Source organism: Hasllibacter halocynthiae (assembly GCF_003003095.1).
Lineage (GTDB): Bacteria > Pseudomonadota > Alphaproteobacteria > Rhodobacterales > Rhodobacteraceae > Hasllibacter > Hasllibacter halocynthiae.
In genome coordinates, this window is record NZ_PVTT01000001.1 from 1,017,223 (window position 1) to 1,040,838 (window position 23,616).

Below are 23,616 nucleotides of genomic sequence, written 5' to 3' on the forward strand. Positions count from 1 at the left end.
GCGGCACCTCGCGGCCGGGCCGGAAAGCGCCTATCGGCCCTTCCATGATCTGCGAGACCGCCGAAGAGTTCGCCGCCCTCCTGCCCCCGGCCGGGGCCCTGATCGGGCTGGACCCGGGGACGAAGACGATAGGCGTCGCGGTGTCGGACGGGCTACGCTCCGTCGCCTCGCCGTTGGAGACGATCCGCCGGACCAAGTTCACGCCGAACGCGGAGCGCATCCTCGTGCTGGCGCAGGGGCGCGGCGTGGCGGGGATCGTGATCGGCCTGCCGCGCAACATGGACGGCACGGAGGGGCCGCGGGCGCAGGCGGCGCGGGGGTTTGCGCGCAACCTCGGGCGGCTCGCCGCCCTGCCGCTGGCCTTCTGGGACGAACGGCTGAGCACGGTCGCCGCCGAGCGCGCGATGATCGAGGCCGACACCTCGCGCGCCAAGCGGGCCGAGCGGATCGACAGCGTCGCCGCGAGCTATATCCTGCAGGGGATGCTGGACCGGCTGAGGTACATCGGATGACCACCGTCTGGGAGCGCGACGAGATCGAATCGCCCTGCGTGAAGGTCTGCCTGATCCACCCCGCGGAGGGGCTTTGCACGGGCTGCCTGCGCACGCGGGACGAGATCGCCGCCTGGTCCCGCATGACGCCGGAGGCCCGGCGGGCGGTGATGGACGAGCTGCCCGGCCGGGCGCCGCGGCTGCGCCGGCGCCGCGGCGGGCGCGCGGCGCGGGTGAAGGGCTAGGCCCCCGTCAGCGCCTCGAAGAGCATGTTCGCCGCCACGAGCAGCAGGAAGACCGCGAAGACGCGCTTGAGCGGCCTGGGGTTCATCCGGTGCGCCAGGGCGGCGCCCAGCGGCGCGGTCAGCAGGGTCATGACGATGGTCAGCGCGAAGGCCGGGGCGTTCACGCTGCCGACCGTCCAGGGCGGCGCCCCGGCCGCGGGCGCGAGGAGGAAGCCGATCACGGACGGCACCGCGATGACCACGCCGAAGCCCGCCGCCGTCGCGACCGCCCGGTGGATCGGCATGCCGTAGAGCGTCATCAGCGGCACGCCGAAGCTGCCGCCGCCGATGCCCATGAGCACCGACAGGAAGCCGGTCGCCGCACCGTAGCCCGCGCGCGGCGCGCCGGTCGGCATCGCCGCGCCCAGCGAAAGGCGGCCGGTGCCCAGCGCCATGTAGGTCCCGACCAGCAGCCCCAGACCCCCGAAGGCCAGCTGGAGCGCCCGGGTGTCGAGCGCGGTAGCCGCCAGCATCCCCCCGATCGCCCCGGCGACGATCCAGGGGGCGAAGCCGCGCAGCACCCCCCATTCGACCGCGCCCTTGCGGTGGTGCGACTGGAGCGAGCGCAGCGAGGTCACGATGATCGTCGCGAGCGAGGTGGCCACGCAGATCCGCATCAGATCCTCGCCGCCGTAGCCCAGCGCGCGGAAGGCATAGAAATAGGCCGGCACGAGGACGATCCCCCCGCCGACGCCCAGAAGACCCGCGAGCAGGCCCGCGAGCGCGCCGATGAGGAGGATCGCGATCGCGAAGAGGATCAGTTCCATCCGCGCCCCCTGCCCCGGCGCCGCGACGCGGGCAAGGTCAGGCGACCTCGGACGAGACGGCCGAGAGGGCTTCGTGCACGAGGCCCTCGTCCGCGCCGGGCCTGCTGGCGCCCTCGGACAGGACGCGCTTCCAGCGGCGCGCGCCCGGCTGCCCGTGGAAGAGGCCGAGCATGTGGCGCGTGACCGAATGCAGCCGTCCCCCTTCGGCCAGATGGGCGCGGATGTGGGGGATCATGGCGAGGGCCGCCTCTTCACGCGCCGGGCCAGCGGCACCGCCCTGCAGCACGTCGGCGCCGGCGAGGACGTCCCAGGGGCGGTGATAGGCGGCGCGGCCGATCATCACGCCGTCCATCCCGGCGCCGAGATGGGCGCGCGCCTCATCCAGCGTCGCGACGCCGCCGTTGATCCAGAGGTCGAGGTCCGGGAACTCCGCCCGCATGGCGTGGACGAGGGCGTGGTCGAGGGGCGGGACCTCGCGGTTCTCCTTCGGGGACAGGCCCTTCAGCCACGCCTTGCGGGCGTGGACGGTGACGCGGGCGGCGCCGGCCCCACGCACGTGCCGGATGAAGTCGGGCAGGACGGTGGCGGGGTCCTGGTCGTCGACGCCGATGCGGCACTTGACCGTGACGGGCACGCCGCAAGCCGCCATGGCCTCGACGCAGCGCGCGACATGGGGGGCGTCCTTCATCAGCACCGCGCCGAAGGTGCCGGATTGGACCCTGCCCGACGGGCAGCCGCAGTTCAGGTCGACCTCGTCGAAGCCCGCCCCGGCGCCCATGCGCGCGGCCTCGGCCAGCTCGGCGGGGTCCGAGCCGCCGAGTTGGAGGGCATGGGGACGCTCGCCCCCGTGGCGCAGGAGGTGGGACGCGCCGCCCCGCACGAGGGCCGGCGCGGTCACCATCTCCGTCACCAGGAGCGTTCGCCTCGACAGGATGCGGTGGAACGCCCGGCAGTGCCGGTCGGTCCAGTCCATCATGGGGGCGACGGCGATCCGCGGGGTCATGCGCCGCCATCTAGGGGGCGGCGCGCCCGAACGGAAGCGGGCGCGGGGGACGTCCGGCCCCTGCGCCCGCCGCCCCGCGGATCACATCTCGCCGGCGGCGTCCGTGACCTGCGCCGTCCACGCCCCCTCGGGCGCGGCGGTGATCACCGGGTCCGAGCCGCCCGCCAGCAGCGTGTCGACCGTGCGCTGGTAGGCCGCCTCGTCCAGCGCGCCCCCCTGCGAGGTGTCCACGAGCTTGGCGATCTCCTCCATCATGGCGAGTTGGTGGTCGTAGGTCTGGGCGCCGGTCTCGTCGTAGTCGATGATGATCTCGGCGGCCTCCTCGGGGTTCTCGACCGCCCATTCCCAGCCGCGCATCGAGGCGCGCACGAAGCGGGCCAGCTTGTCGACCATCTCGGGGTCCTCGAGGTTCTCCTCGAGGGTATAGATCCCGTCCTCGAGGGTCGCGACGCCCTGATCCTCGTAGAGGAAGGTCGTCAGCTCGTCCTCCGCGACGCCGGAGGCGAGGACCTGGTTGTACTCGTTGTAGGTCATGGTCGAGATGCAGTCGGCCTGCCGCTGAAGCAGGGGATCGACGTTGAACCCCTGCTTGAGGACGGTGACGCCGCCTTCGGCGCCTTCCTCGGTCGGGATGCCCTCCTGGCTCATCCAGGAGAGGAAGGGATACTCGTTTCCGAAGAACCAGACGCCGATCGTGCGGCCCGCGAAGTCCTGCGGCCCCTCGATCCCCGTGTCGGCCCAGCAGGTCAGCATCAGCCCCGACGAGGTGAAGGGCTGCGCGATGTTCACCACGGGCACGCCCCGCTCGCGCGCGGCCAGGGCCGAGGGCATCCAGTTCAGCATCACGTCCGCCCCGCCGCCCGCGAGGACCTGGGGCGGCGCGATGTCGGGCCCGCCCGGCAGGATCGTGACGTCGAGGCCCTCGTCCTCGTAGTAGCCGTTCGCGAGCGCGGCGTAGTAGCCGGCGAACTGGGCCTGCGTGACCCACTGGAGCTGCAGCGTCAGCTCGTCGAGGTCCTGCGCGGCGGCGGGCGCGGCGAGGCCGAGGGCCAGGGTTGCGGCGACGGTGGTGGTGAGCAGACGGGTCATGGGCGACCTCCCCTTTGCGACGGATGCCAGAAGCAGAGCCGTTTCTCGATGAGCGCGACGATACCGTAGAACGCCGATCCCGCCAGCGCGGCGACCGCGATCTCGGCCCAGACCATAGGGAGGTTCAAGCGCCCGACCTCCGTGGAGATGCGGAAACCCATCCCGACGGTCGGGCTGCCGAAGAATTCGGCGACGATGGCGCCGATCAGCGCCAGCGTGGTCGCGATCTTCAGGCCGTTGAAGACGAAGGGCAGCGCGGAGGGCGCCGCGAGGTATCGCAGGCGCTGGCCGGGCGAGGCCCCGTAGGTGGCCATCAGGTCGCGCTGCATGGGCTGCGTGTCGGCGAGGCCCGCGACCGTGTTCACGAGGACGGGGAAAAATACCATCGCGACGACCACGGCGGCCTTCGACTCCCACCCGAAGCCCAGCCACATCACGAAGATCGGCGCGGTCCCGACGATCGGGAGGGCGGCGAGGAAGTTGCCCACGGGCAGGACGCCCCGTCGCAGGAAGCCGGAGCGATCAATGACCAGCGCGGTCAGCAGGGCCGCGGCGCAGCCGATCGCCCAGCCGGACAGCGCGCCCTTCACGAAGGTCTGCACGAAGTCCGCCCAGAGGGTCGGGACATTCGCCGAGATCGCCGCCCCGATGGCCGTGGGCGCCGGCAGGATGACCTGGGGCACGCCGAAGAGGCGGACGGTCATCTCCCACAGGATCAGGAGGGCCGCGCCGAACAGCACCGGCGCCAGCCACCGCCCGAAGGACCGCCCCGCGACCCAGACGTTCGCCCCCCAGAGCGCCGCCCACACGCCGAGGATCATCGCGCCGCTCACCGCCGCAGTCCCATCCGGCCGAGAACGCCGCGCTCGATCCCCCCGATCGCCGCGACCAGCAGCGCCGCCGCGATGGCCGCCGCGAAGAGGGCGGACCAGATCTGGATGGTCTGGCCGTAGTAGCTGCCCGCGAGGAGGCGCGCGCCCAGGCCGCGGACCGCGCCGGTGGGCAGTTCGGCCACGATGGCGCCGACGAGGGCCGCCGCCACCCCGATCTTCAGCGAGGCGAAGAGGTAGGGCGCCGAGGCCGGCAGCCGCAGGTGCCAGAGGATGCGCGCGCCGGACGCGCCCCAGGTCCGCATCAGGTCGAGGTCGGCGGCGGACGGCGCGCGCAGGCCCTTGGCCATGCCGACCACGACCGGGAAGAAGGAGAGGTAGGCGCTGATGATCGCCTTGGGCAGCAGCCCCTGGATGCCGACCGAGTTCATGACCACGATGATCATCGGCGCGATGGCCAGGATCGGGATGGTCTGCGAGGCGATGGCCCAGGGCATGACGCTGAGGTCCATCACGCGGGAGTGTACGATCCCGACGGCCAGCGCGACGCCCAGCAGGCTGCCGATCGCGAAGCCCAGCAGCGTTGGCGCCAGCGTCAGGCCTGCATGGAGGATCAGCGAGCGGCGCGAGGTGACGGGCGCGAGGCAGTCCTCGTGCACGGCCCAGGTCCGGCCGAACAGCTCCAGCCGGTCGCGCTCGCGCTCGGCGGGGCCGCAATCGGCGCCGAGGGCGAAGGTGCTCGCCCACATCTCCCCCGCGACCTGGTGGGGGGCGGGCAGGCGCGGCCGCTCCTGTCCGTAGGCGCCGGCGAGGGCCGTGCCGGGCGCCAGCGCGACGAGGGAGAGGCCGCCCATGTCCCGCCGCTCGGCGGCGGAGACGTCGAACGCGGCGCCCGCCCGCTCGGCGTCCGTGACGGACTGCGCGGCGTTCATCGGGATCGCCGCGAGGTACCAGATCGCCAGCAGCCCCGCGACCACCGCCAGCACCGGCCCCGCCGTCCCCATCATCCGCCGCACCAGAAGCCCGACCCGAAGCGACCGCCCGATCCCCGCGCCGGGGGCGGAGATGGGATGGTCGGTCACGTGCGCGCGCGCCTTCTCGTCCCGCCGGGGAATCCGTCCCGGCCGGAATGGCGCGCATGGGCCCCGCCGGAGGACCGGGGGCGGGCTCTCAGTCCGGTCCCGAAGCAGCGCCGAAGGATCATGCCGCCTCCATCCCCTCGCGCAGCCCTTCGCGAACGCGGTGGGCCACGGCGAGGAACTCGGGCGTGTCGCGGATATCGAGGGGGCGCTCGCGCGGGAGGGGGGAGTCGATGACGTCGGCGATGCGGCCCGGCCGGGGGCTCATCACGACGATCTTGGTGGAGAGGTAGACCGCCTCGGGGATCGAATGGGTCACGAAGAGGCAGGTCTTGCCGGTCCGGGCCCAGAGGGCGAGCAGCTCCTCGTTCAGGCGGTCGCGGACGATCTCGTCGAGGGCGCCGAAGGGCTCGTCCATCAGGAGGATGCCCGCGTCGAAGCTCAGCGCGCGGGCGATGGAGGCGCGCTGCTGCATCCCGCCCGACAGCTGCCAGGGATACTTGTTCGCGAAGCCCGAGAGCTCGACCAGGTCGAGCACCCGCTCCATCCGCTCGCGCCGCTCGGCCTTGGGGTAGCCCATGATCTCCAAGGGCAGGGTGACGTTCCGGCCGATGGTGCGCCAGGGGTAGAGCCCGGCGGCCTGGAAGACGTAGCCGTAGGCGCGCGCGCGGCGGGCCTCGTCGGGGGTCATGCCCTGGACCTGAAGCTCGCCCGCTGTCGGAGTTTCGAGAGCCGCCACGCAGCGCAGGAAGGTGGTCTTCCCGCAGCCGGAGGGGCCGATGAAGGAGACGAACTCCCCCGCCTCGACGGTCAGGTCGATGCCCCTGAGAGCGTGGACCGGACCGTCGGCGGTCTGGAAGGTGAGGTCGAGGGAGGTGGCGGAGATGGTGGTCATAGCCCAAATGCCTTTACGAAAGCGTCTGCGACTGAAGAGAGTTTCTCGGCCACGATCTGCCAATTCGTGACACTCGCGAGAAGCGAAGTTCCGAGCCCAACGCCAACCGCCTTCGTTGCGCTGGAAGAAAGTTCTTCTAGCCTTGTAGCCACCCATTTCCTTATTGCGAGGGACAGACCGGCCACCTTCTCCTTCATCTCCTGAATTAGAGTAGTGTCGGGTGTCTCTACGCACACTAAGTCGCTCGCATGGGTCAATACTTCTGCTACGGACTGCGCTAGATCAGCCGGTGGTGATACCTGCTCGGGCGGACCATTATGTCCGATCCCGATGATTAGGTCGTCAGCATTCGAGATCGCAGGATTGCCTTCGGCAAGTTCCAATGCGATCGAAGCCTCTTGGAGGGCTCGACGCACCTCGGACCTGCCCCGGCCATCTTCGTTAGAAAAATCATCGCCGCCGTCGCGCAAGATACGATAATCTGCATCTAAAATTGTACCAATCTGACTTTCAGGAGTGAGCGTGACTCGGTTGATGCGAACCGCACAGAGTAGGCCGTTCGTATTCTTCCAAAGAACAACTTCGCCTTCTCTTGGGGTTCTCACTCGAGAAGAAAAATCGGCGTTTTGCACAATATGACTGGTCACTTCCTCGATCAATGTACCGTCCCGAGCTACGGAAACACCATCGATGTTGAGGCCATCACGATACGCATGTATCGAGCCAGAGCCTGCCCTCGTCCACCTCGTATCGAATGACCAAATACTGGAGCCAAGTAGTATCCGCCCGTTATAATTTCGGTAATCGACTGAGAATCTACCCTGGTCCTCGGAAAACGAAGGGCCATTCACACTAAACCCCCGCCGGGATGTTCATCGGGTCCCGCTCGATCTTCCTCGGGGTGTTCAGGGCCTTCCATTTGCTCAACGCCTTCGACGCCGAGGCGTAGGCCGGGCGGCGCACGAACTTGCCCCTGCCGGGCTTCGGCTGGCTGTTCTGACCCCAGGACCAGATCACCTCGCCGCGGGACAGGGTGAAGCGGGGCTGGGCCTTCATCTCCATGCCCTCGAAGACGTTGTAGTCGATGATCGACTTCTGGGTCGCGACCTCGACCGTCTTGGTGATGGACGGGTCCCAGACGACCAGGTCGGCCTCGGCCCCCACGGCGACGTGGCCCTTGCGGCCCGCGATGTTCAGGATGCGGGCGATGTTGGAGGAGGTCACCGCCACGAACTCCTCCGGCGTGAGGCGCCCGGTCTCGACCCCGCGGGTCCAGAGCATGCCCATCCGCTCCTCCAGGCCGCCGGTGCCGTTGGGGATGCGGGTGAAGTCGTCTACGCCCATGCGCTTCTGCTCGTCGCTGAAGGCGGCGTGGTCGGTCGCCACCACCTGGAGCGAGCCCGCCGCGAGCCCCGCCCAGAGCCCGTCCTGATGGTCCTTCGAGCGGAACGGCGGGCTCATCACCCGGCGGGCGGCGTACTGCCAGTCCTTGTCGAAATACTCGGTCTCGTCGAGCGTCAGGTGCTGGATCAGGGGCTCGCCGTAGACGCGCATCCCCTTCTGGCGGGCGCGGCGGATGGCTTCGTGCGCCTGCTCGCAGGAGACGTGCACGATGTAGAGGGGCGTGCCGGCGGCGTCGGCGATCATGATGGCGCGGTTCGCGGCCTCGCCCTCTACCTCCGGCGGGCGGGAGAAGGCGTGGCCCTCCGGGCCGGTGATGCCCTCGGCCATGTACTTCTCCTGCAGGGCGGCGACCACGTCCCCGTTCTCGGCATGGACGAGGGGCAAGGCGCCCAGCTCGGCGCAGCGGCGGAAGGAGGCGAACATCTCGTCGTCCTCGACCATCAGGGCGCCCTTGTAGGCCATGAAGTGCTTGAAGGTGTTGATTCCCCGGTCCTTCACGACCGCCTCCATCTCCTCGAAGATGGACTCCGACCAGCCGGTGATCGCCATGTGGTAGGAGATGTCGGTGCAGATCTGGTCCTTCGATTTGCGGTCCCACTCGTCGATCGCGTTCAAGAGGCTGCCGTCCTCGCCCGGCAGGCAGAAGTCGACCAGCATCGTGGTGCCGCCGGCGGCGGCGGCGAAGGTGCCGCTCTCGAAGGTCTCGGCGGCGGTGGTGCCCATGAAGGGCATCTCGAGGTGGGTGTGCGGGTCGATCCCGCCGGGGATGACGTAGGCTTCGGACGCGTCGATCACCTCGTCGCCCGCGAGGTCCGTGCCGATCTCGGCGATGCGCTCGCCCTCGATCAGGACGTCGCCGCGGAAGCTTCGCTCGGCGGTGACGATGGTGCCGCCCTTGATGACCTTGGACATTGCCGCCCCTTCCCTTGCCTTCGGGCGCAGCGTGGCGCGGGGGCGGGGGTCGCGCAAGGGTGCAGGCGCCGAGGCGGCCCCCCATCGGTGCGGCAGGGCCCGCCGGACGGGCGTCGGGCCGGAAGGTGGGGGCTACGCCTCGGGCGCGACGATCACGGGCTGGCCCAGCTCGATCGGCGGGCGCGGGTTGCAGTAGACCTCGACCCGGCCGCGGCGGACCGGGACCATGCCGTCGGCCGTCCGGACGTAGAGGCATTCCTCGCGGATGCGGACGTCATCGGCGGTGGCATCCGCGGGAAGGTAGCGCAGGACGTCGTCGGGCAGACCGTCGACGGGGGCGAAGGCGCCCGGGCCGTCCGCGCACGCCATCAGGAGCGGCAGCACGAGGAGGCTAGCGCAGCGCACAGACCTGCACCTCCGTCGCCGGGTCGATCACGGGCCGGACGGTGCGCATCGCGGTGAAGTAGAGACACCCTTCCGGATCGGCGAGCAGCGGCATCCCCCGCGCCTCCGCCGGGATGCGCCCGGTCAGCGCAGGCGGCGCGACCTCCAGCTCGACGAAGTCGGCGGGCACGGGCTGGCAGGCCGCCGCCACGCCCAGCGCCAGGACGCCGGCGGCGCGCCCCCACGGCGCGCGGGCGCCGGGACGGCGCGAACGGAGGCGGTCGGGCTGGGCGGGGCGCATGGCATGGTCCTTCGCGGCGGAATCGCCCGGGGAAGGAACCGGATGGGGCGGCTGGTGTCCAGCGTGATGCCGCCGCGTCCACCGGGAGCGAGGACTGAGGGCACCGCTCTAGCGGCGGATCCATAACCTTCCTATCAGCCTTCATAGAGCCGAACGGTCTCCGTGTCGTCGAAGAGAGAGCGCGCTCTCTCGATCGCCGCGGCCGTGAACTCGCTAGCCGTCTCGATGTCCTTCGCCACTGCTCTGACCTCTGCGTACGCAAGACCCCATTCGCCCACTGAGAGGAAGCGATCTGCATGTCCAAGGGGTAGGTTTGGGTAGTCGCCGCGAAGGCAGATCACGAGGTCGATGATCGCATCCTGACACTGCTTCTCTATCGGATCACAGGCCGATCCGCCGGGAAGCCGGCTGACCCCGTTCGCGGCGACCACCTTCGACCAATCGGCCATCAAGCCGCCACCTCCGCCACCTCCAGGACGGCGTGCAACAGAACGTCGGTCCCGGCCTGCGCCCACTCCTTGCGGATCTCCTCGGCCTCGTTGTGCGAGAGGCCGTCGACGCAGGGGCACATGATCATCGCCGTGGGGGCGACCTGGTTGATCCAGCAGGCGTCGTGGCCGGCCCCGCTGACGATGTCCATGTGCGAGTAGCCCAGCCGTTCGGCCGCCTGGCGGACGATCCCGACCAGCCGCTCGTCGAAGGCGGGCGGGTCGAACTGGCCGACGATCTCGGCGGCGAACCCGACCCCCAGCGCCTCGCAGAGCTTCGGCGCCTCCTCCATCAGCCGGTCCACCATGCCGTTCAGGCGGTCCAGCTCGTGCGAGCGGAAGTCGATGGTGAAGACGACGCGGCCGGGGATGATGTTGCGGCTGTTGGGGTGGACGTCGACGTGCCCGATGGCGCCCACGGCGTTCGGCGCGTTGCTCATCGCGATCTCGTGGACGAGCTCGGTGATCTGCGCGAGGCCCCGGCCCGCGTTCCGCCGCATCGGCATCGGGGTCGAGCCGGTGTGCGACTCCTTCCCCGTCACCGTGCATTCGATCCAGCGCAGGCCCTGGCCGTGGGTGACGACGCCGATCTCCTTGCCCTCCGCCTCCAGGATCGGGCCCTGCTCGATGTGCAGCTCGAGGAGGGCGTGCATCTTGCGGCCGCCGACGGGCTCGTCCCCGCGCCAGCCGATGCGGTCCAGCTCGTCCCCGAAGCGATTGCCTTCGGCGTCGGTGCGGTCCTCCGCCCAATCCTGCGCGTGGACGCCCGCGAAGACGCCGGAGGCCAGCATGGCGGGGGCGAAGCGCGTCCCCTCCTCGTTGGTCCAGTTTACGACGGTGATGGGATGCTTCGTCCGGATTCCGAGGTCGTTCAGCGTGCGGATCACCTCCAGCCCGCCGAGGACGCCCAGAACCCCGTCATAGCGCCCGCCCGTGGGCTGCGTGTCGAGGTGGCTGCCCACATAGACCGGCAGCGCGTCCGGGTCGGTGCCGGGGCGGGTGGCGAACATGTTGCCGATCCCGTCCAGCCCCATCTCGCAGCCCGCCGCCTCGCACCAGGACCGGAACAGCGCCCTGCCCTTCGCGTCGTCGTCCGTCAGCGTCTGGCGGTTCGACCCACCTGCCACCCCAGGCCCGATCTCGGCCATCTCGTGGATGCTGTCCCAGAGACGGTCGGCGTCGATCCGCATGTTCCGGGCGGGGGCTGTGCTTCCGTCGGCCATCTGGTTCTCCATGCCCCGAATGCGCTTCGGGGCCTTCGCTATCGATGTCGTCCCCGGCAGGCCGGGGGCGGCGGGGCCGGCGGCTACTCCGCCGCGACCTTCACGCTCGGGTTGTTGGGGTGGGTCGTCCAGTCCGCTGGCTCCGCCCGGACCTCGCGGCCCGTGCGGGGATCGATCGTGCCGGGGGCGAGGCGTTCCATGGTGATGCAGCCTTCGACCGGGCAGACGTCCACGCAGAGGTTGCAGGCCACGCATTCGGCGTCGATCACGCTGAAGGTCCTGTCGGGCGAGACGGCGATGGCCTGGTGGGACGTGTCCTCGCAGGCGGCGTAGCAGCGGCCGCACTTGATGCAGAGGTCGGGATCGATCCGGGCCTTGGTCACGTATTCGAGGTTCAGGCGCTGCCAGTCCGTGACGTTCGGCACCGCGCGGCCCGACACCTCCATGGGGGAGACATAGCCTTTCGCGTCCATCCAGTCCGACAGGCCCTGCGTCATCTCCTTGATGATGCCGAACCCGTAGGTCATCGCCGCCGTGCAGACCTGAACCGTGCCGGCGCCGAGGGCCAGGAACTCGGCCGCGTCGCGCCAAGTGGTCACGCCGCCGATGCCGCTGATGGGGATGTTCCCGCATTCGGGGTCGCGCGCGATGTCGGCGACCATGTGCAGCGCGATGGGCTTCACCGCCGGCCCGCAATAGCCGCCATGCGTGCCCTTGCCGTCGATGGTCGGCTCGGGCGCCATGTCGTCGAGGTCGACGGAGGTGATCGAGTTGATCGTGTTGATGAGGCTGACAGCGTCGGCCCCGCCCTTCACCGCCGCCCGCGCGCTGTGCCGCACGTCCGTGATGTTGGGTGTCAGCTTCACGATCACCGGCATCCGGGTGTGCTTCTTGCACCAGCGGGCGACCATCTCGACGTATTCGGGGACCTGGCCCACGGCCGAACCCATGCCCCGTTCGCTCATGCCGTGGGGGCAGCCGAAGTTCAGCTCGATCCCGTCGGCGCCGGTCGCCTCCACGCGGGGGAGGATCGCCTTCCAGGCGGCCTCCTCGCACGGGACCATGATCGATACGATCATCGCCCGGTCTGGGAAGTCGCGCTTGACGGCCTTGATCTCGCGCAGGTTCACCTCGAGCGGGCGGTCGGTGATCAGCTCGATGTTGTTGAGGCCGAGGAGGCGGCGGTCCGCGCCGTAGACCGCGCCGTAGCGGGGGCCGTTCACGTTGACGACGGGCGGCCCCTCCTCGCCCAGGGTCTTCCAGACGACCCCGCCCCAGCCCGCGGCGAACGCGCGGCGGACGTTGTACTCCTTGTCCGTGGGCGGGGCGGAGGCCAGCCAGAACGGGTTGGGGGAGCGGATGCCGATGAAGTCGGTGGTGAGGTCTGCCATGGTCGCGCCTCCTCCTCTCAGCCGTGGGTTCCGGGGTGCGGGGTCTCGCCGTGAGGCGGGGCGTCGATGCCGCGCAGGGGCTCGGCCACGAGGGCGCCGGTGCGGGCCGGGGCCGCGGCCATCAGGACGGCGTGGATGTCCTCGGCCGCGTCGCGGCCCTGCGCCACCGCCGTGACCGTCAGGTCGTCGCCCGCGGGCGTGCAGTCGCCGCCGGCCCAGACGCCGGGCAGCGAGGTGCGCCCCCGCGCGTCCGCCGCGATCTTGCCGCCGTCCGTCTCCAGCCCGTCGGGCAAGCCGTCGGCGACCTGGCCGATCGCGCGCAGGAGCTGGTCGCAGGCCAGGCGCAGCACCTCGCCCGTGGGCTGCATGTCGTCGCCGACCCGGTCGACGATCAGCTCGGCGACGGCGCCGTTCCCCACGATCTCGCGCAGGACGGCCCGGTCGAGGATCCGCACGCCCTTCGAGGTCGCGAGGTCCTGCTCCCAGCGGGAGGCGGGCATGCGGTCCTGCGCCCGGCGGTAGAGGATCGTGACCGTCCCGGCCCCCAGCAGCTTGGATTGCACGGCGGCGTCCACCGCCGTCATGCCGCCGCCGACCACCACCACGTCGCCGCCCACCGGCAGCGCGCCGAGGTCCGAGGACTGGCGCAGGTCGGCGATGAAGTGCACCGCCTCGCCCTGCCCGGCCTTGTCGTCGCCGGGCCCCTTCCAGGCGCGCGTCCCGCCGAGGCCCATGCCGAGGAAGACGGCGTCGAACTCGCCCCGCAGCGTGTCGAGGGAGATGTCGCTGCCCAGCCGGTGCTCCTCGCGGATCTCGATCCCGCCGATCCGCAGCAGCCAGTCGACTTCGGCCTGGGCGAAGCCGTCCGGGGTCTTGTAGGCGGCGATGCCGTACTCGTTCAGCCCGCCGGGCTTGGGCCGGGCCTCGAAGATCACGACGTCGTGACCCCGCATCGCCACGCGGTGCGCGCAGGAGAGGCCGGCGGGGCCCGCGCCGACCACCGCGACGCGGCGGCCGGTGGATGCGGCTCGCTCGTAGGGATGGACCCCTTGGGTCATCAGCGTGTCGGTGGCGTAGCGCTGCAGGCGCCCGATCTCGACCGGCCTACCCTCGGCGGCCTCGCGGACGCAGGCCTCCTCGCAGAGGGTCTCGGTCGGGCAGACGCGGGCGCACATCCCGCCGAGGACGTTCTGGTCCCAGATCGTCTTGGCGGCGCTTCCCGGCTGGCCCGCCTGGATCTGCCGGATGAAGAGGGGGATGTCGATCGCCGTCGGGCAGGCCGTGATGCAGGGCGCGTCGTAGCAGAAGTAGCAGCGGTCGGCGGCCACCCGCGCCTCATGCGCGTCGTAGAGCGGGTGGAGGTCGCCGAAGTCGCGCTCCAGCTCCTCGGGCGTGCGGCGCCCGGACTTCCAGCTGCCTGCCTGCGATCCATCGGCCATGTGCGTCCTCCTCCCGCTGGGGAAAGCCTCGCACGTCGCGGATTTTTTGCAAGCCTCAGGTGCGGGCGCGGATGGTCGCGCGCACGAAGGCCGCCACGAATGTCAGCGTCAGCAGGAGCACGATGGTCGGCGCCGGCGCGCTGTCGATGAAGAAGCTGAGGTAGACGCCCAGCACCCCGGCCACGACGGAGATCAGGGTCGCGACCGACAGCATCGCCCCGAGGCGCCGCGTCACGAGAAAGGCGATGGCGCCGGGCGCGATCAGGATCGCGATGGCCAGGATCAGCCCGACCGCCTTCAGCGCCGCCACCACCGTCGCCGACAGCGCGGCCAGCAGCCCGTAGCGCAGCGTCCGGGTCCGAAGGCCCACGGCCCGCGCCTGCACCGGATCGAACGCCACCAGCGCGAGATCCCGCCAGGAGAGGAGGATCCACGCCGTCACGACCACCGCTATCCCCAGCGCCGTCCAGAGGTCCACGGGCAGGATGCCCAGCATGTCGCCGAAGAGGATATGGTCGAGGTGAAGCTCGGTCCGGACGGCGGCGTAGAGCACGATCCCGATGGCGAACATCCCCGAGAAGACGACGCCCATCACCGTGTCGCGCTTGACGCGCGCGTTCTCGTCGATCCATCCGACGAGCAGGGCGCAGCCCATCCCGGCCACGAAGGCCCCGATCGTGATCCCCGGCCCCGCCGCGAAGGAGAGGCCGAACGGGATGCCCGCGAGATAGCCGATCACCACGCCCGGCAGCACCGCGTGGCTGACCGCGTCGCCCATCAGGCTGAGGCCCTGCAGCACCATGAAGCACGACAGCAGCGCGGCCGGCACCGCGACGATGGCGGCGATCAGCATGGCGTCAGCCATGAAGGGAAGCTGGAAGGGAAGGAGCAGCTCGCTCACGACCGGGCCCTGCGGCGGGCGGCCAGGAGGCCGTGCACCGGCGCGAAGAGGAAGGCCAGCGCGAAGATCGTTGTCTGGAGGACGACGATCACCCCCCCCGTCGCCCCGTCGAGGAAGTAGGAGAGGTAGGCCCCCGCCGCCGACGTCCCGGCCCCGATCGCGACGGCGAGCGTGACGAGGCGTCCGAACCGGTCCGTCAGCAGATAGGCCGTCGCGCCCGGGGTCACGACCATCGCGATCACGAGGAACGCGCCCACCGTCTGCAGCGCGGCCACCGTGGACGCGGCGAGCAGCGCGAAGAAGAGGACGCGGTAGGCCCCCGTGGGCAGGCCGATGGAGCGGGCGTGGGCCTCGTCGAAGAAGACGAGCACGAAGTCGCGCCACTTCAGCAGCAGGATCGTCATCGTCACCCCTCCGATCGCCGCGAGCTGCGCCGTGTCCGCCGGCGAGATCGCCAGGACGTTGCCCAGCGTGATCGTCTGCACGTCCACCGACGCGGGCGAGAGCGAGACCATGAAGAGGCCGAGCCCGAAGAAGGAGGTGAAGATGAGGCCGATGATCGCGTCCTCGCGCAGGCCCGTCCGTTGGTTGAGGAAGAGCATCGCGCCCGCCGCCATCCCGCCGGAGAGGAACGCGCCGATGGCGAAGGGCAGCCCCAGGATGTAGGCCCCCGCGACGCCAGGCACGATCGAGTGGGCCAGCGCGTCGCCGATCAGCGACCAGCCCTTCAGCGTCAGGAAGGCCGAGAGGAAGGCGCAGACCGCGCCCGTCAGGGCCGACACCCAGATGGCGTTCACCATGTAGCCGTAGGAGAAGGGCTCGAGCAGGCTCATGCGCCCTCCCCCCTCCGGGCGGCGGCGCGGGAGGGCGCGCGCGGCGACCCCGGGTGCGGGGCGCGGGTCACTCGCCGTCCTCCGCATCCGCCCGGGCGTGCTCGTCGTCGTAGAGGACGAGCGGCCGCTCGTCGTCGGAGATCACCGTGACGCGGCGCGCGTCCTCCTCGTGGTCGTCGTGAAGGTCCGCGCCCTCCAGGACGAAGTGGCGCAGCACGCCGCCGAAGGCCTCGGCGAGGTTCTCGCGCGTGAAGACGAGGTCGGTCAGCCCCGCGGCGAGGACGGTGCCCCGCACCATCACCACCCGGTCGCAGAACGCGGGGACCGAGCCGAGGTTGTGGGTCGAGACCAGCATCACGCGCCCCTCCGCACGCAGGTCGCGCAGCAGGTCCACGATCGCGTCCTCCGTCTTCACGTCGACGCCGGTGAAGGGCTCGTCGAGGAGGATGACCTTCGCCTCCTGCGCCAGGGCGCGGGCGAGGAAGACGCGCTTGCGCTGCCCGCCGGACAGCTCGCCGATCTGGCGGTCGCGGAACTCGGACATGCTGACCCGTTCCAGGGCGGCGTCCACGGCAGCCCGGTCGGCGGCCGAGGCGCGGCGCAGGAAGCCCATGCGGCCGTAGCGCCCCATCATGACGACGTCCTCGACCAGGACGGGAAAGGCCCAGTCGACCTCCTCGGCCTGGGGGACGTAGGCGACGAGGTTCTCCTTCAGGGCCTTGTCCACCGGACGGCCCAGGATGCGGATCGTGCCGTCGCGGGCGGGCAGAAGGCCCATGATCGCCTTGAAGAGGGTCGACTTGCCCGCGCCGTTCACCCCCACGAGGGCGGTGATGGTCCCCTCGGGGATCGCGAAGGAGGCGTCGCGCAGCGCGACGAGGCCGTTGCGATACGCGACGGTCAACCCCTCGACGGCGATCCCCTCGCGCGTGCCGGGGATGCTGTCCTTCACTCGGACAGGCCCCCGGCGATGGTGCCGATGGTGACGCGCAGGAGGTCGAGATAGGTCGGCACCGGCCCGTCCGCCTCCGACAGCGAGTCGACGTAGAGGATGCCGCCGTACTCGGCCCCCGTCTCGCGGGCGACTTGAAACGCGGGCTCGGGCGGGACGGTGGATTCGGAGAAGACGGCCGGCACGTCGTTCGCCCGCACCGTGTCGATCACCGCCCGCATCTGCGAGGGCGAGCCCTGCTGGTCTGCGTTGATCGGCCAGATGAACGCCTCGTTCAGGCCCAGGTCGCGCGCGAGGTAGGAGAACGCGCCCTCGGAGGTGACGAGCCAGCGCCGCCCTTCGGGAAGCGCGGCGATCGCGTCCACCGCCTCGCCCACCGTCTCCTCGATCTCATCGACGTAGGCGGCGGCGTTGGCGCGGTAGTACTCGGCGTTCTCGGGGTCCGCCTCGGCGAACGCCTCGGCGATGTTGTCGACGTAGACGCGCGCGCCTTCCAGCCCCATCCAGGCGTGCGGGTTCGGCCGCCCGTCATAGGACCCGCCCGAGATCGAAATCGGCTCGATCCCCTCGGAGACCTCGACCGCGGGGACGTCGCGCAGATTGCGAAAGAAGCGATCGAACCACAGCTCGAGGTTCATGCCGTTGTAGAGGATCAGGTCCGCGTCCTGCACGTCGAGGATGTCGCGAGGCGTGGGCGAGTAGCCGTGAACCTCCGCCCCCGGCCGGGTGATCGAGGCGACCTCGGCATGCTCGCCGCCGACCTCGCGGGCCATGTCGGCGATGACGGTGAAGGTCGTTGCGACCTTTATGTCCGCGGCTGCCGGCGTGGCGAGCAGGGCGGTGGCGAGAAGCGTTCTGATCATGGATCACTACCTGCGAAGCGTTCGCAAGAAGTCAAGTGGATTGCGAACGCTTCGCGAGTTCGGGCAGGCGGCGGGCGGCCGTCATGGACAGCAGCGACAGGACCGCGGCCGCCGACAGGCACGCCGGCAACCCGCCCCACGCGTAGGCGAGGCCCGACGCCGCCGTGCCGATCAGGCGGCCTGCGGCGTTGGCCATGTAGTAGAAGCCGACGTCCATCGTGATCCGCCCCTCGCCTGCGAAGGCGAGGATCAGGTAGGAATGCAGGGACGAGTTCAGCGCGAACGCCACCCCGAACGCCAGGAGCGAGAGCAGGACCAGCGGCACGCGCCACCCCTCCGGCGCCACGCTGGCGAGGACGGCGAGGCCCGTCACGACCGTGAGCACCCGCGCCCAGTCCACCGCCATCGCGGCGATCTCGGCCACGGACCTGCCCCGCGCGCGCAGGATCGCGGGCGCGAAGCCCTGCACGGCGCCATAGCCCACGATCCAGAGGGCCATGAACCCGCCCGTCACGAAGAAGGCCGATCCGCCGCCGATCACGGGGGCCAGCGCCTCGACCAGGAAGAGGGGCAGGCCGACGACGAACCATGCGTCACGCGCGCCGAAGAGGAACATGCGCGCCAGCGACAGCCCGTTGACCGCGCGCGAAGGGGACAGGACTTGCCGGAACCTCGCGCCCCTGCTCGCCCCCGGCAGCCCCGGCGGCAGGAGAAGGACGACCGCCACCAGGATCGCCCCGAGCCCCGCCGCCATCGCGAGAAGCGCCGGCACGAAACCCGCCGCCGCCAGCGACGCCGCGCCGAGGAAGAACCCCAGCCCCTTGATCGCGTTCTTCGACCCGGTCAGCGCCGCGACCCACCGGAAGAGCGCCCCCTCCCCCGCCAGGGCCTTCACGGCGGACTTCGCGGCGGTCTTCGACAGATCCTTGGCCACCCCCGACAGGCCCTGCACGGCCATCACGTAGGCGACGGAGACCCCGACCGCCCATGCGGGGTCCAGCGCCGCCAGCGCCAGCAGCGCGGCGACCTGGATCGCCAGCCCCGCCTTCAGGGTCGCGGCCAGCCCGAACCGCGTCCCGAGGAACCCCGCCGCGAGGTTAGTCGCGACCCCCGCGATCTCGTAGAGGAGGAACAGCCCGGCGAGTTGCAGCGGCGTGAACCCCAGGGTGTGGAAGTGCAGCAGGACCAGCATCCGCAGGGCGCCGTCCGTCAGCATGAACGCCCAGTAGGCCGCCGTCACGGCCGCGAAGGCGCGCAGGGGCGCGCCCTCGGCCCCGGCGCTCAGAGGACCATCTCCACCAGGTCGGCGAGGCGCGCGGAATACCCCATCTCGTTGTCGTACCACGCGAAGAGCTTCGCCTGCGTGCCGCCCGTCACCCGCGTCAGCGGCCCATCCACCACGGCGCTGCGCCGGTCGCCGGTGTAGTCCGCGCTGACGAGAGGCCGATCCTCGTAGCCCAGGATGCCTGCCAGCGGCCCCGCCGCGGCCTCGCACAGGACGCCGTTCACCTCCTCCACGGCAACCTCCCGCTCCAGCTCGAAGGTCATGTCGGTCAGCGAGCCCTCCGTCACCGGCACCCGGACCGCCAACCCGTCGAGCCGCCCTTCCAGCGCCGGGAAGATGCGCCCGATCGCCTTGGCCGAGCCCGAGGAGGTCGGGATGAGCGAGTGCATGGCCGAGCGCGCGCGCCGCAGGTCTTTGTGCGGCGCATCCACGATCGTCTGCGTGTTCGTGACGTCGTGGATCGTCGTGTAGGAGCCGTGCCGGATGCCGAAGGCCTCTTGGACGACCTTCACCACGGGGGCGAGGCAGTTGGTCGTGCAGGAGGCGCCCGTCACCAGCCATTCGCCGCCATAGGTCCCGTGGTTGACGCCGAAGCAGATCTCCGGCGCGCCGCCGTCCTTCACGGGGGCCGAGAGCACGACCTTGCCCGCCCTGCCTCGATAGGGGGCCAGCTGCGCCTGGGTGCGGAACATGCCCGTGCAGTCCACCGCGACATCGACCCCGTCCAGGGGAAGATCCTCGATCCGGCGGTGGGCCGTGACCGGCACCCGGTGCCCGTCCAGCACGAGGGCGTCGCCGACGGTCCCGACATCGCCGCCCCACCGGCCCTGGACGCTGTCGAACTCCATCAGGTGGGCGAGGGCCCGGGCGTCGCCGGCGACCTCGTTCACGCCGGCAATGGCACCCGCATGGCCACGGTCCGCCAACTCGCGCAGCACCAGCTTCCCGATCCGGCCGAAGCCGTTCAAGAGGATCATCCCGCCCCTCCGTTCCGTCCGCCCGCCGGATGCCGCGGCATCCGGCGGGACGCACGTGAAGGTTTCATGACGGGGTGATGCCCCGCATCCGCTCGCCCCGCCGGCGCAGCAGCTCGACGGTGGTCAGCAGTGCGATCGACACGGCGACGAGGATGGTGGCCGCGGCCAGGATGGTGGGGGAGATCTGCTCGCGGATGCCGTTCCACATCTGGCGCGGGATGGTCTGCTGCTCGAAGTCCGCGACGAAGAGGACGACGACCACCTCGTCGAACGAGGTCACGAAGGCGAAGAGCGCGCCGGAGATCACGCCCGGCAGGATCAGCGGCATCGTCACCTTGAAGAAGGTCCGCCGGGGGTTCGCCCCCAGCGACGCCGCCGCCCGCGTCAGCGACTGGTCGAAACCCACCAGCGTCGCGGTCACGGTGATGATGACGAAGGGGATGCCGAGGACGGCGTGCGCCATGATGATCCCCGGATAGGTGTTGGCGAGGCCGGTCGCCGAGTAGAAGAAGAACAGGCCCGTCGCCGAGATGATGATCGGCACGATCATGGGCGAGATCAGGATCGCCATGATGGGGCCCTTGAACGGCATCTCGGGCCGCGACAGCCCGAGGGCGGCGACCGTTCCCAGCACCGTCGCCAGCAGCGTCGAGGCGATGCCGATGATGAAGCTGTTCTTCGCCGCCCGCACCCAGGCGGCGTTGTTCCACATGTCCGACCACCAGCCGGCCACCGCGTTCGGCGCGTTCATCCCCTGCTCGAGCAGCCGCTCGTACCAGCGCAGCGAGTACCCTTCGGGGTCGAGGGACAGCATCTTCTGGGTGAAGGTGAAGTAGGGCTCGGCGTTGAAGCTCAGCGGGATGACGACGAGGATCGGCGCGATCAGGAACAGGAAGATCAGCCCGCAGATGACGAGGAAGACGTAGTGCCACACCTTCTCGAAGGTGGTGGCGTGCGACGGAAGGGCCATGCGTCTATCCCAGCTTCAGGTTGTCGATGCCCACGAGCCGGTCGTAGAGCCAGTAGAGGATCAGCACCCCGAACAGCAGCAGCGAGGCAAGCGCCGCGCCCAGCGACCAGTTCAGGCTGTCGAGGATGTGGAAGGCGATCAGGTTCGAGATGAGCTGCCCGTCCGCCCCGCCCACCAGCGCCGGCGTGATGTAATAGCCCACCGCGAGGATGAACACGAGGAGCGCGCCCGCCCCGATCCCGGGGATCGTCAGCGGCAGGTAGACCCGGCGAAACGCCGTGAAGGAGTTCGCGCCCAGCGACCGAGCCGCCCGCATGTAGGAAGGGTCGATCGGCCGCATCACCGAATAGAGCGGCAGCACCATGAAGGGCAGCAGGATGTGCGTCATCGCGATGACCGTGCCCATCTGGTTGTACATCATCTGGATGCGGCTCCCGTCCCCGATGATGCCGGCCGCCACCAGCCCGTCGTTCACCACCCCCTGCGACTGCAGCAGCACGATCCACGACGTCGTCCGCACCAGCAGCGACGTCCAGAACGGCAGGAGGACGAAGATCATCAGCAGGTTCGACTTGGCGAGCGGAAGCGTCGCCAGGAGGTAGGCGACGGGAAACCCCAGCAGCAGCGTGGCCCCGGTGATGACGAGGCTCAGCACCAGCGTCTTGCCGAAGAGGTCGCGGTAGATCGCCCGGTTCTCGTTCACGGGGACGATGTCGCCCTGCGCGTTCCGCTCGAGGTCCACGGCGGCGAGGTAGAAGTTCAGCGTAAGCGGCGAGGAGGCGCCCCGCATCGCGGCCCAGAGGGCGGGGTCGGCCCAGTCCTCGTCCACGTCGAGGATCGCCTCCATGAAAGGCGGCCGAAGGTCGTCCGCGCGCCGCGCCGTCTTCGTGAAGAGCGAGCGGGTGCCCGGCACCTCGTAGTTGATGCGCGTGCCGACCGAGCCTTGCGCGCGCAGCTCGCGCAGCTGCGCCATGTCGGCGGCGAGGGCGGCGAACGCCTCCTCGTTCGCGGGGGTGCCGGGGGGGTTGGCGTCGAACCAGCCCCCGAGGTTCTGCATGATCGGCGTGCGGGTGCCGGTGGCGAAGTTCTCGTGCACGACGAAGCCGTCGTTCCAGATCGACTGCTTCAGCAGGTTGCCGATCGGGAAGAGGAACGTGACCAGCACGAACAGCAGGAGCGGCGCGACGAGGAGGAAGGCCCGCCGGCGGTTCACCCGCTCGGCCCGCTGCAAGGCGGCCTTCAGCGGCCGCCCGTCGGCGGCCCGCAGCGGCGCGGTGCCTGTCGGGGCCACGCCCCCGCCGACGGCGGCCACGGCGGCGTGGGGATCGAGGGGCGAGGCGCCCCGGCTTGCGGCGGCGTCGGTCATGCGCCCTCCACGAGAAGGATGTCGCTTTCGGCGGTGCGCCAGCGGATGCCCGCGACCTCCTGATAGGCGGGGTCGTCATAGGCCGCGCGCGCCGCGTCGAGGGACGGGAACTCGATCACCACGTGGCGGTCCTTGAACGCCCCCTCGCGCACGTCCGACGCGCCGCCCCGCACGAGGAAGCGCCCCCCGTGCCCTTCGAGGATCGGCGTGTCTCGCTCGACGTACTCGCGGTAGGCGTCCGGGTCCGTCACGGTGATGTGGCCGATGATGTAGCCCTTGGGCATGTGGTCGGGTCCCCGGCGATGCGGTGCGGGCCGCGCGGGCCCGGATGGAAGGGGCGCCCCCGGAAGGGCGCCCCGGGGGTCACGTCACTGGTTGAGCCAGGCGTTGAAGCGCTCGTTCAGCTCGGTGTCGTTGTCGGCCCAGAACTCGTAGCCGTTCACGAGGCTGTTGCTCATGTTGGCGTCGGCCGTGGGCATGTGCGGCGCCATCTCGGTCTCGCCGTCCTGGTAGAGCCCGACGAGCGGGTTCGACGACGCGCGCGCCGGCCCGTATGAGATGTACTGCGCCTGGTCGGCCAGCCGCTGGGTGTCCGTGGCGAAGGCGATGTAGGCCATCGCGGCGTCCGGGTTCGGCGCGCCCTGCGGCACTACGAAGAGGTCGAAGTCCAGGATCTGCCCGTCCCAGAGGATCTCGAAGGGCTGCCCCTCGCCCACCGCGGCGTTGAAGATGCGCCCGTTGTAGGCCGTGGTCATCGCCACCTCGCCGTCGGCCAGCAGCTGCGGCGGCTGGGCGCCGGCCTCCCACCAGATGACGTCGTCCTTGATGCGGTCCAGGACGGCGAAGGCGCGGTCCACGCCCTCGTCGGTCTCGAGGGTGTCGTAGACCTCGTCCGCGGGCACGCCGTCGGCCATCAGCGCCATCTCGAGGTTCGCCTTCGCGCCCCGGCGCATGCCGCGGGTGCCCGGGAACTCCTCGACGTTGAAGAAGTCGTCGATGCTGTCGGGGGCGTTCTCGACGTTGTCCGTGTTGTAGGCGACGACCGTGGACCACACGATCGAGGGGACGGCGCAGTCCGTGATCGAGCCCTGGATGAAGTCCTCCTCCGCGGGGGTGCCGTCGGGCGCGGCGGGCAGGATCGAGGGGTCGATCTCCATCAGGAGGCCCTCGTCGCAGAGGCGGATCGCGTCGGAGTACTCGACGTCCGCGACGTCGATGGTGACGTTGCCCGCCTCGACCTGCGCCTTGATGGGCGTCGCGGGGTTGTCGGCGTCGACCATCGTGACGTTGACGCCGGTCTCCTCCTCGAAGGGCTTGTTGTAGGCCTGCTCCTGCGAGGTGCCGTAGGCGCCGCCCCAGGACATGACCGTCAGGTCGCCCGACACGTCGGACTGGGCCGCCGCCGCGAGAGGCGCGGCCACGAGGGCGGTGGAGAGGATCAGCTTGGTCTTCATGGTGGTAGGCTCCCGTTGGTGGTTCGGTTCTACGC

26 protein-coding genes are annotated in these 23,616 nt (G+C 70.5%); 2 read left to right on the plus strand and 24 right to left on the minus strand.

The features are described 5' to 3' along the window. Positions 1-44: 44 nt before the first annotated feature. Positions 45-512 (plus strand): Holliday junction resolvase RuvX, encoded by a 468-nt coding sequence (gene ruvX, locus BCF33_RS05135; RefSeq protein WP_106159806.1) that lies wholly within the window; start codon positions 45-47, stop codon positions 510-512. Then, complete coding sequence (locus BCF33_RS05140; protein WP_106159807.1) at positions 509-736, plus strand: DUF1289 domain-containing protein; 228 nt, start codon at positions 509-511, stop codon at positions 734-736. The genes ruvX and BCF33_RS05140 overlap by 4 nt, the downstream gene beginning before the upstream one ends. On the opposite strand, the gene BCF33_RS05145 is transcribed toward BCF33_RS05140, so the two are convergent. The 24 genes from BCF33_RS05145 to BCF33_RS05255 form a co-directional block, all read right to left on the minus strand. Further along, a complete protein-coding gene (locus BCF33_RS05145; RefSeq protein ID WP_106159808.1) occupies positions 733-1,542 on the minus strand; it encodes a sulfite exporter TauE/SafE family protein in 810 nt (269 codons plus the stop codon). The genes BCF33_RS05140 and BCF33_RS05145 overlap by 4 nt on opposite strands. Positions 1,543-1,579: 37 nt before the next feature. Next, positions 1,580-2,545 carry a tRNA dihydrouridine(20/20a) synthase DusA gene (gene dusA / locus BCF33_RS05150; RefSeq protein ID WP_106159809.1) on the minus strand — a complete coding sequence of 322 codons (966 nt, stop codon included), beginning with the start codon at positions 2,543-2,545 and terminating at the stop codon, positions 1,580-1,582. An 81-nt stretch (positions 2,546-2,626) separates the two neighbouring features. After that, on the minus strand, positions 2,627-3,634 hold the full coding sequence (locus BCF33_RS05155) for an ABC transporter substrate-binding protein (protein ID WP_106159810.1): 1,008 nt from the start codon (positions 3,632-3,634) through the stop codon (positions 2,627-2,629). Beyond that, complete coding sequence (locus BCF33_RS05160; protein WP_106160221.1) at positions 3,631-4,455, minus strand: ABC transporter permease; 825 nt, start codon at positions 4,453-4,455, stop codon at positions 3,631-3,633. Before BCF33_RS05160 ends, BCF33_RS05155 begins: the two co-directional genes overlap by 4 nt. An 8-nt stretch (positions 4,456-4,463) precedes the next feature. Further along, positions 4,464-5,468 carry an ABC transporter permease gene (locus BCF33_RS05165; protein ID WP_106160222.1) on the minus strand — a complete coding sequence of 335 codons (1,005 nt, stop codon included), beginning with the start codon at positions 5,466-5,468 and terminating at the stop codon, positions 4,464-4,466. A 196-nt stretch (positions 5,469-5,664) separates the two neighbouring features. Beyond that, on the minus strand, positions 5,665-6,438 hold the full coding sequence (locus BCF33_RS05170; protein WP_106159811.1) for an ABC transporter ATP-binding protein: 774 nt from the start codon (positions 6,436-6,438) through the stop codon (positions 5,665-5,667). After that, the gene (locus tag BCF33_RS13885) at positions 6,435-7,097 is read right to left on the minus strand and encodes a hypothetical protein (protein ID WP_146132785.1); all 663 of its coding nucleotides are present in this window, start codon (positions 7,095-7,097) and stop codon (positions 6,435-6,437) included. Before BCF33_RS13885 ends, BCF33_RS05170 begins: the two co-directional genes overlap by 4 nt. A 193-nt stretch (positions 7,098-7,290) precedes the next feature. Beyond that, complete coding sequence (gene hydA, locus BCF33_RS05175) at positions 7,291-8,754, minus strand: dihydropyrimidinase (RefSeq protein WP_106159812.1); 1,464 nt, start codon at positions 8,752-8,754, stop codon at positions 7,291-7,293. Positions 8,755-8,886: 132 nt separating this feature from the next. Then, on the minus strand, positions 8,887-9,159 hold the full coding sequence (locus tag BCF33_RS05180) for a hypothetical protein (RefSeq protein WP_106159813.1): 273 nt from the start codon (positions 9,157-9,159) through the stop codon (positions 8,887-8,889). Continuing rightward, complete coding sequence (locus BCF33_RS05185; protein ID WP_106159814.1) at positions 9,146-9,439, minus strand: hypothetical protein; 294 nt, start codon at positions 9,437-9,439, stop codon at positions 9,146-9,148. Before BCF33_RS05185 ends, BCF33_RS05180 begins: the two co-directional genes overlap by 14 nt. Positions 9,440-9,573: 134 nt before the next feature. Beyond that, entirely contained in the window at positions 9,574-9,888 is a 315-nt protein-coding gene (locus tag BCF33_RS05190) for a hypothetical protein (protein WP_106159815.1), read from the minus strand. Continuing rightward, on the minus strand, positions 9,888-11,150 hold the full coding sequence (locus BCF33_RS05195) for a Zn-dependent hydrolase (RefSeq protein WP_106160223.1): 1,263 nt from the start codon (positions 11,148-11,150) through the stop codon (positions 9,888-9,890). Before BCF33_RS05195 ends, BCF33_RS05190 begins: the two co-directional genes overlap by 1 nt. Before the next feature lie 83 nt (positions 11,151-11,233). Beyond that, positions 11,234-12,541 (minus strand): NAD-dependent dihydropyrimidine dehydrogenase subunit PreA, encoded by a 1,308-nt coding sequence (gene preA / locus BCF33_RS05200; protein WP_106159816.1) that lies wholly within the window; start codon positions 12,539-12,541, stop codon positions 11,234-11,236. Between the two features lie 17 nt (positions 12,542-12,558). Then, complete coding sequence (locus BCF33_RS05205; protein WP_106159817.1) at positions 12,559-13,980, minus strand: NAD(P)-dependent oxidoreductase; 1,422 nt, start codon at positions 13,978-13,980, stop codon at positions 12,559-12,561. Between the two features lie 55 nt (positions 13,981-14,035). After that, positions 14,036-14,881, minus strand: a complete 846-nt coding sequence (locus BCF33_RS05210) for a metal ABC transporter permease (RefSeq protein WP_281260003.1) — start codon at positions 14,879-14,881, stop codon at positions 14,036-14,038. Then, positions 14,878-15,714: a metal ABC transporter permease gene (locus BCF33_RS05215; protein ID WP_106159818.1), complete on the minus strand. Its 837-nt coding sequence runs from the start codon at positions 15,712-15,714 to the stop codon at positions 14,878-14,880. The genes BCF33_RS05210 and BCF33_RS05215 overlap by 4 nt, the downstream gene beginning before the upstream one ends. 67 nt (positions 15,715-15,781) lie before the next feature. Beyond that, positions 15,782-16,666 (minus strand): manganese/iron ABC transporter ATP-binding protein, encoded by an 885-nt coding sequence (locus BCF33_RS05220; protein ID WP_281260004.1) that lies wholly within the window; start codon positions 16,664-16,666, stop codon positions 15,782-15,784. Continuing rightward, positions 16,663-17,529 (minus strand): metal ABC transporter substrate-binding protein, encoded by an 867-nt coding sequence (locus BCF33_RS05225; protein WP_106159819.1) that lies wholly within the window; start codon positions 17,527-17,529, stop codon positions 16,663-16,665. Before BCF33_RS05225 ends, BCF33_RS05220 begins: the two co-directional genes overlap by 4 nt. Before the next feature lie 31 nt (positions 17,530-17,560). Next, positions 17,561-18,814, minus strand: a complete 1,254-nt coding sequence (gene arsJ / locus BCF33_RS05230) for an organoarsenical effux MFS transporter ArsJ (RefSeq protein ID WP_106160226.1) — start codon at positions 18,812-18,814, stop codon at positions 17,561-17,563. After that, on the minus strand, positions 18,811-19,791 hold the full coding sequence (locus tag BCF33_RS05235; RefSeq protein ID WP_106159820.1) for a glyceraldehyde 3-phosphate dehydrogenase NAD-binding domain-containing protein: 981 nt from the start codon (positions 19,789-19,791) through the stop codon (positions 18,811-18,813). Before BCF33_RS05235 ends, arsJ begins: the two co-directional genes overlap by 4 nt. Positions 19,792-19,855: 64 nt before the next feature. Beyond that, complete coding sequence (locus BCF33_RS05240; protein ID WP_106159821.1) at positions 19,856-20,761, minus strand: ABC transporter permease; 906 nt, start codon at positions 20,759-20,761, stop codon at positions 19,856-19,858. Positions 20,762-20,765: 4 nt separating this feature from the next. Then, positions 20,766-22,127, minus strand: coding sequence for an ABC transporter permease (locus BCF33_RS05245; protein ID WP_106159822.1), 1,362 nt, complete (start codon positions 22,125-22,127; stop codon positions 20,766-20,768). Next, a complete protein-coding gene (locus tag BCF33_RS05250; protein ID WP_106159823.1) occupies positions 22,124-22,411 on the minus strand; it encodes a DUF1330 domain-containing protein in 288 nt (95 codons plus the stop codon). The genes BCF33_RS05245 and BCF33_RS05250 overlap by 4 nt, the downstream gene beginning before the upstream one ends. A gap of 84 nt (positions 22,412-22,495) precedes the next feature. Beyond that, on the minus strand, positions 22,496-23,581 hold the full coding sequence (locus BCF33_RS05255) for an ABC transporter substrate-binding protein (RefSeq protein ID WP_106159824.1): 1,086 nt from the start codon (positions 23,579-23,581) through the stop codon (positions 22,496-22,498). Positions 23,582-23,616: the final 35 nt, after the last annotated feature.

Bases quoted from the DNA above. Each gene is read 5' to 3' on its own strand.
- BCF33_RS05205 (WP_106159817.1), bottom strand. From the start codon at position 13,980: ATGGCCGATGGATCGCAGGCAGGCAGCTGGAAGTCCGGGCGCCGCACG.
- BCF33_RS05155 (WP_106159810.1), bottom strand. From the start codon at position 3,634: ATGACCCGTCTGCTCACCACCACCGTCGCCGCAACCCTGGCCCTCGGC.
- BCF33_RS05160 (WP_106160221.1), bottom strand. From the start codon at position 4,455: ATGATCCTCGGCGTGTGGGCGGCGCTCTGGGGGGCGAACGTCTGGGTC.
- dusA (WP_106159809.1), bottom strand. From the start codon at position 2,545: ATGACCCCGCGGATCGCCGTCGCCCCCATGATGGACTGGACCGACCGG.
- BCF33_RS05255 (WP_106159824.1), bottom strand. From the start codon at position 23,581: ATGAAGACCAAGCTGATCCTCTCCACCGCCCTCGTGGCCGCGCCTCTC.
- BCF33_RS05190 (WP_106159815.1), bottom strand. From the start codon at position 9,888: ATGGCCGATTGGTCGAAGGTGGTCGCCGCGAACGGGGTCAGCCGGCTT.
- preA (WP_106159816.1), bottom strand. From the start codon at position 12,541: ATGGCAGACCTCACCACCGACTTCATCGGCATCCGCTCCCCCAACCCG.
- BCF33_RS05250 (WP_106159823.1), bottom strand. From the start codon at position 22,411: ATGCCCAAGGGCTACATCATCGGCCACATCACCGTGACGGACCCGGAC.
- BCF33_RS05240 (WP_106159821.1), bottom strand. From the start codon at position 20,761: ATGGCCCTTCCGTCGCACGCCACCACCTTCGAGAAGGTGTGGCACTAC.
- BCF33_RS05225 (WP_106159819.1), bottom strand. From the start codon at position 17,529: ATGATCAGAACGCTTCTCGCCACCGCCCTGCTCGCCACGCCGGCAGCC.
- BCF33_RS05140 (WP_106159807.1), top strand. From the start codon at position 509: ATGACCACCGTCTGGGAGCGCGACGAGATCGAATCGCCCTGCGTGAAG.
- BCF33_RS05165 (WP_106160222.1), bottom strand. From the start codon at position 5,468: ATGGGGACGGCGGGGCCGGTGCTGGCGGTGGTCGCGGGGCTGCTGGCG.
- BCF33_RS05235 (WP_106159820.1), bottom strand. From the start codon at position 19,791: ATGATCCTCTTGAACGGCTTCGGCCGGATCGGGAAGCTGGTGCTGCGC.
- BCF33_RS05195 (WP_106160223.1), bottom strand. From the start codon at position 11,150: ATGGCCGACGGAAGCACAGCCCCCGCCCGGAACATGCGGATCGACGCC.
- BCF33_RS05145 (WP_106159808.1), bottom strand. From the start codon at position 1,542: ATGGAACTGATCCTCTTCGCGATCGCGATCCTCCTCATCGGCGCGCTC.
- BCF33_RS05215 (WP_106159818.1), bottom strand. From the start codon at position 15,714: ATGAGCCTGCTCGAGCCCTTCTCCTACGGCTACATGGTGAACGCCATC.
- BCF33_RS05245 (WP_106159822.1), bottom strand. From the start codon at position 22,127: ATGACCGACGCCGCCGCAAGCCGGGGCGCCTCGCCCCTCGATCCCCAC.
- ruvX (WP_106159806.1), top strand. From the start codon at position 45: ATGATCTGCGAGACCGCCGAAGAGTTCGCCGCCCTCCTGCCCCCGGCC.
- hydA (WP_106159812.1), bottom strand. From the start codon at position 8,754: ATGTCCAAGGTCATCAAGGGCGGCACCATCGTCACCGCCGAGCGAAGC.
- BCF33_RS05185 (WP_106159814.1), bottom strand. From the start codon at position 9,439: ATGCGCCCCGCCCAGCCCGACCGCCTCCGTTCGCGCCGTCCCGGCGCC.
- BCF33_RS05170 (WP_106159811.1), bottom strand. From the start codon at position 6,438: ATGACCACCATCTCCGCCACCTCCCTCGACCTCACCTTCCAGACCGCC.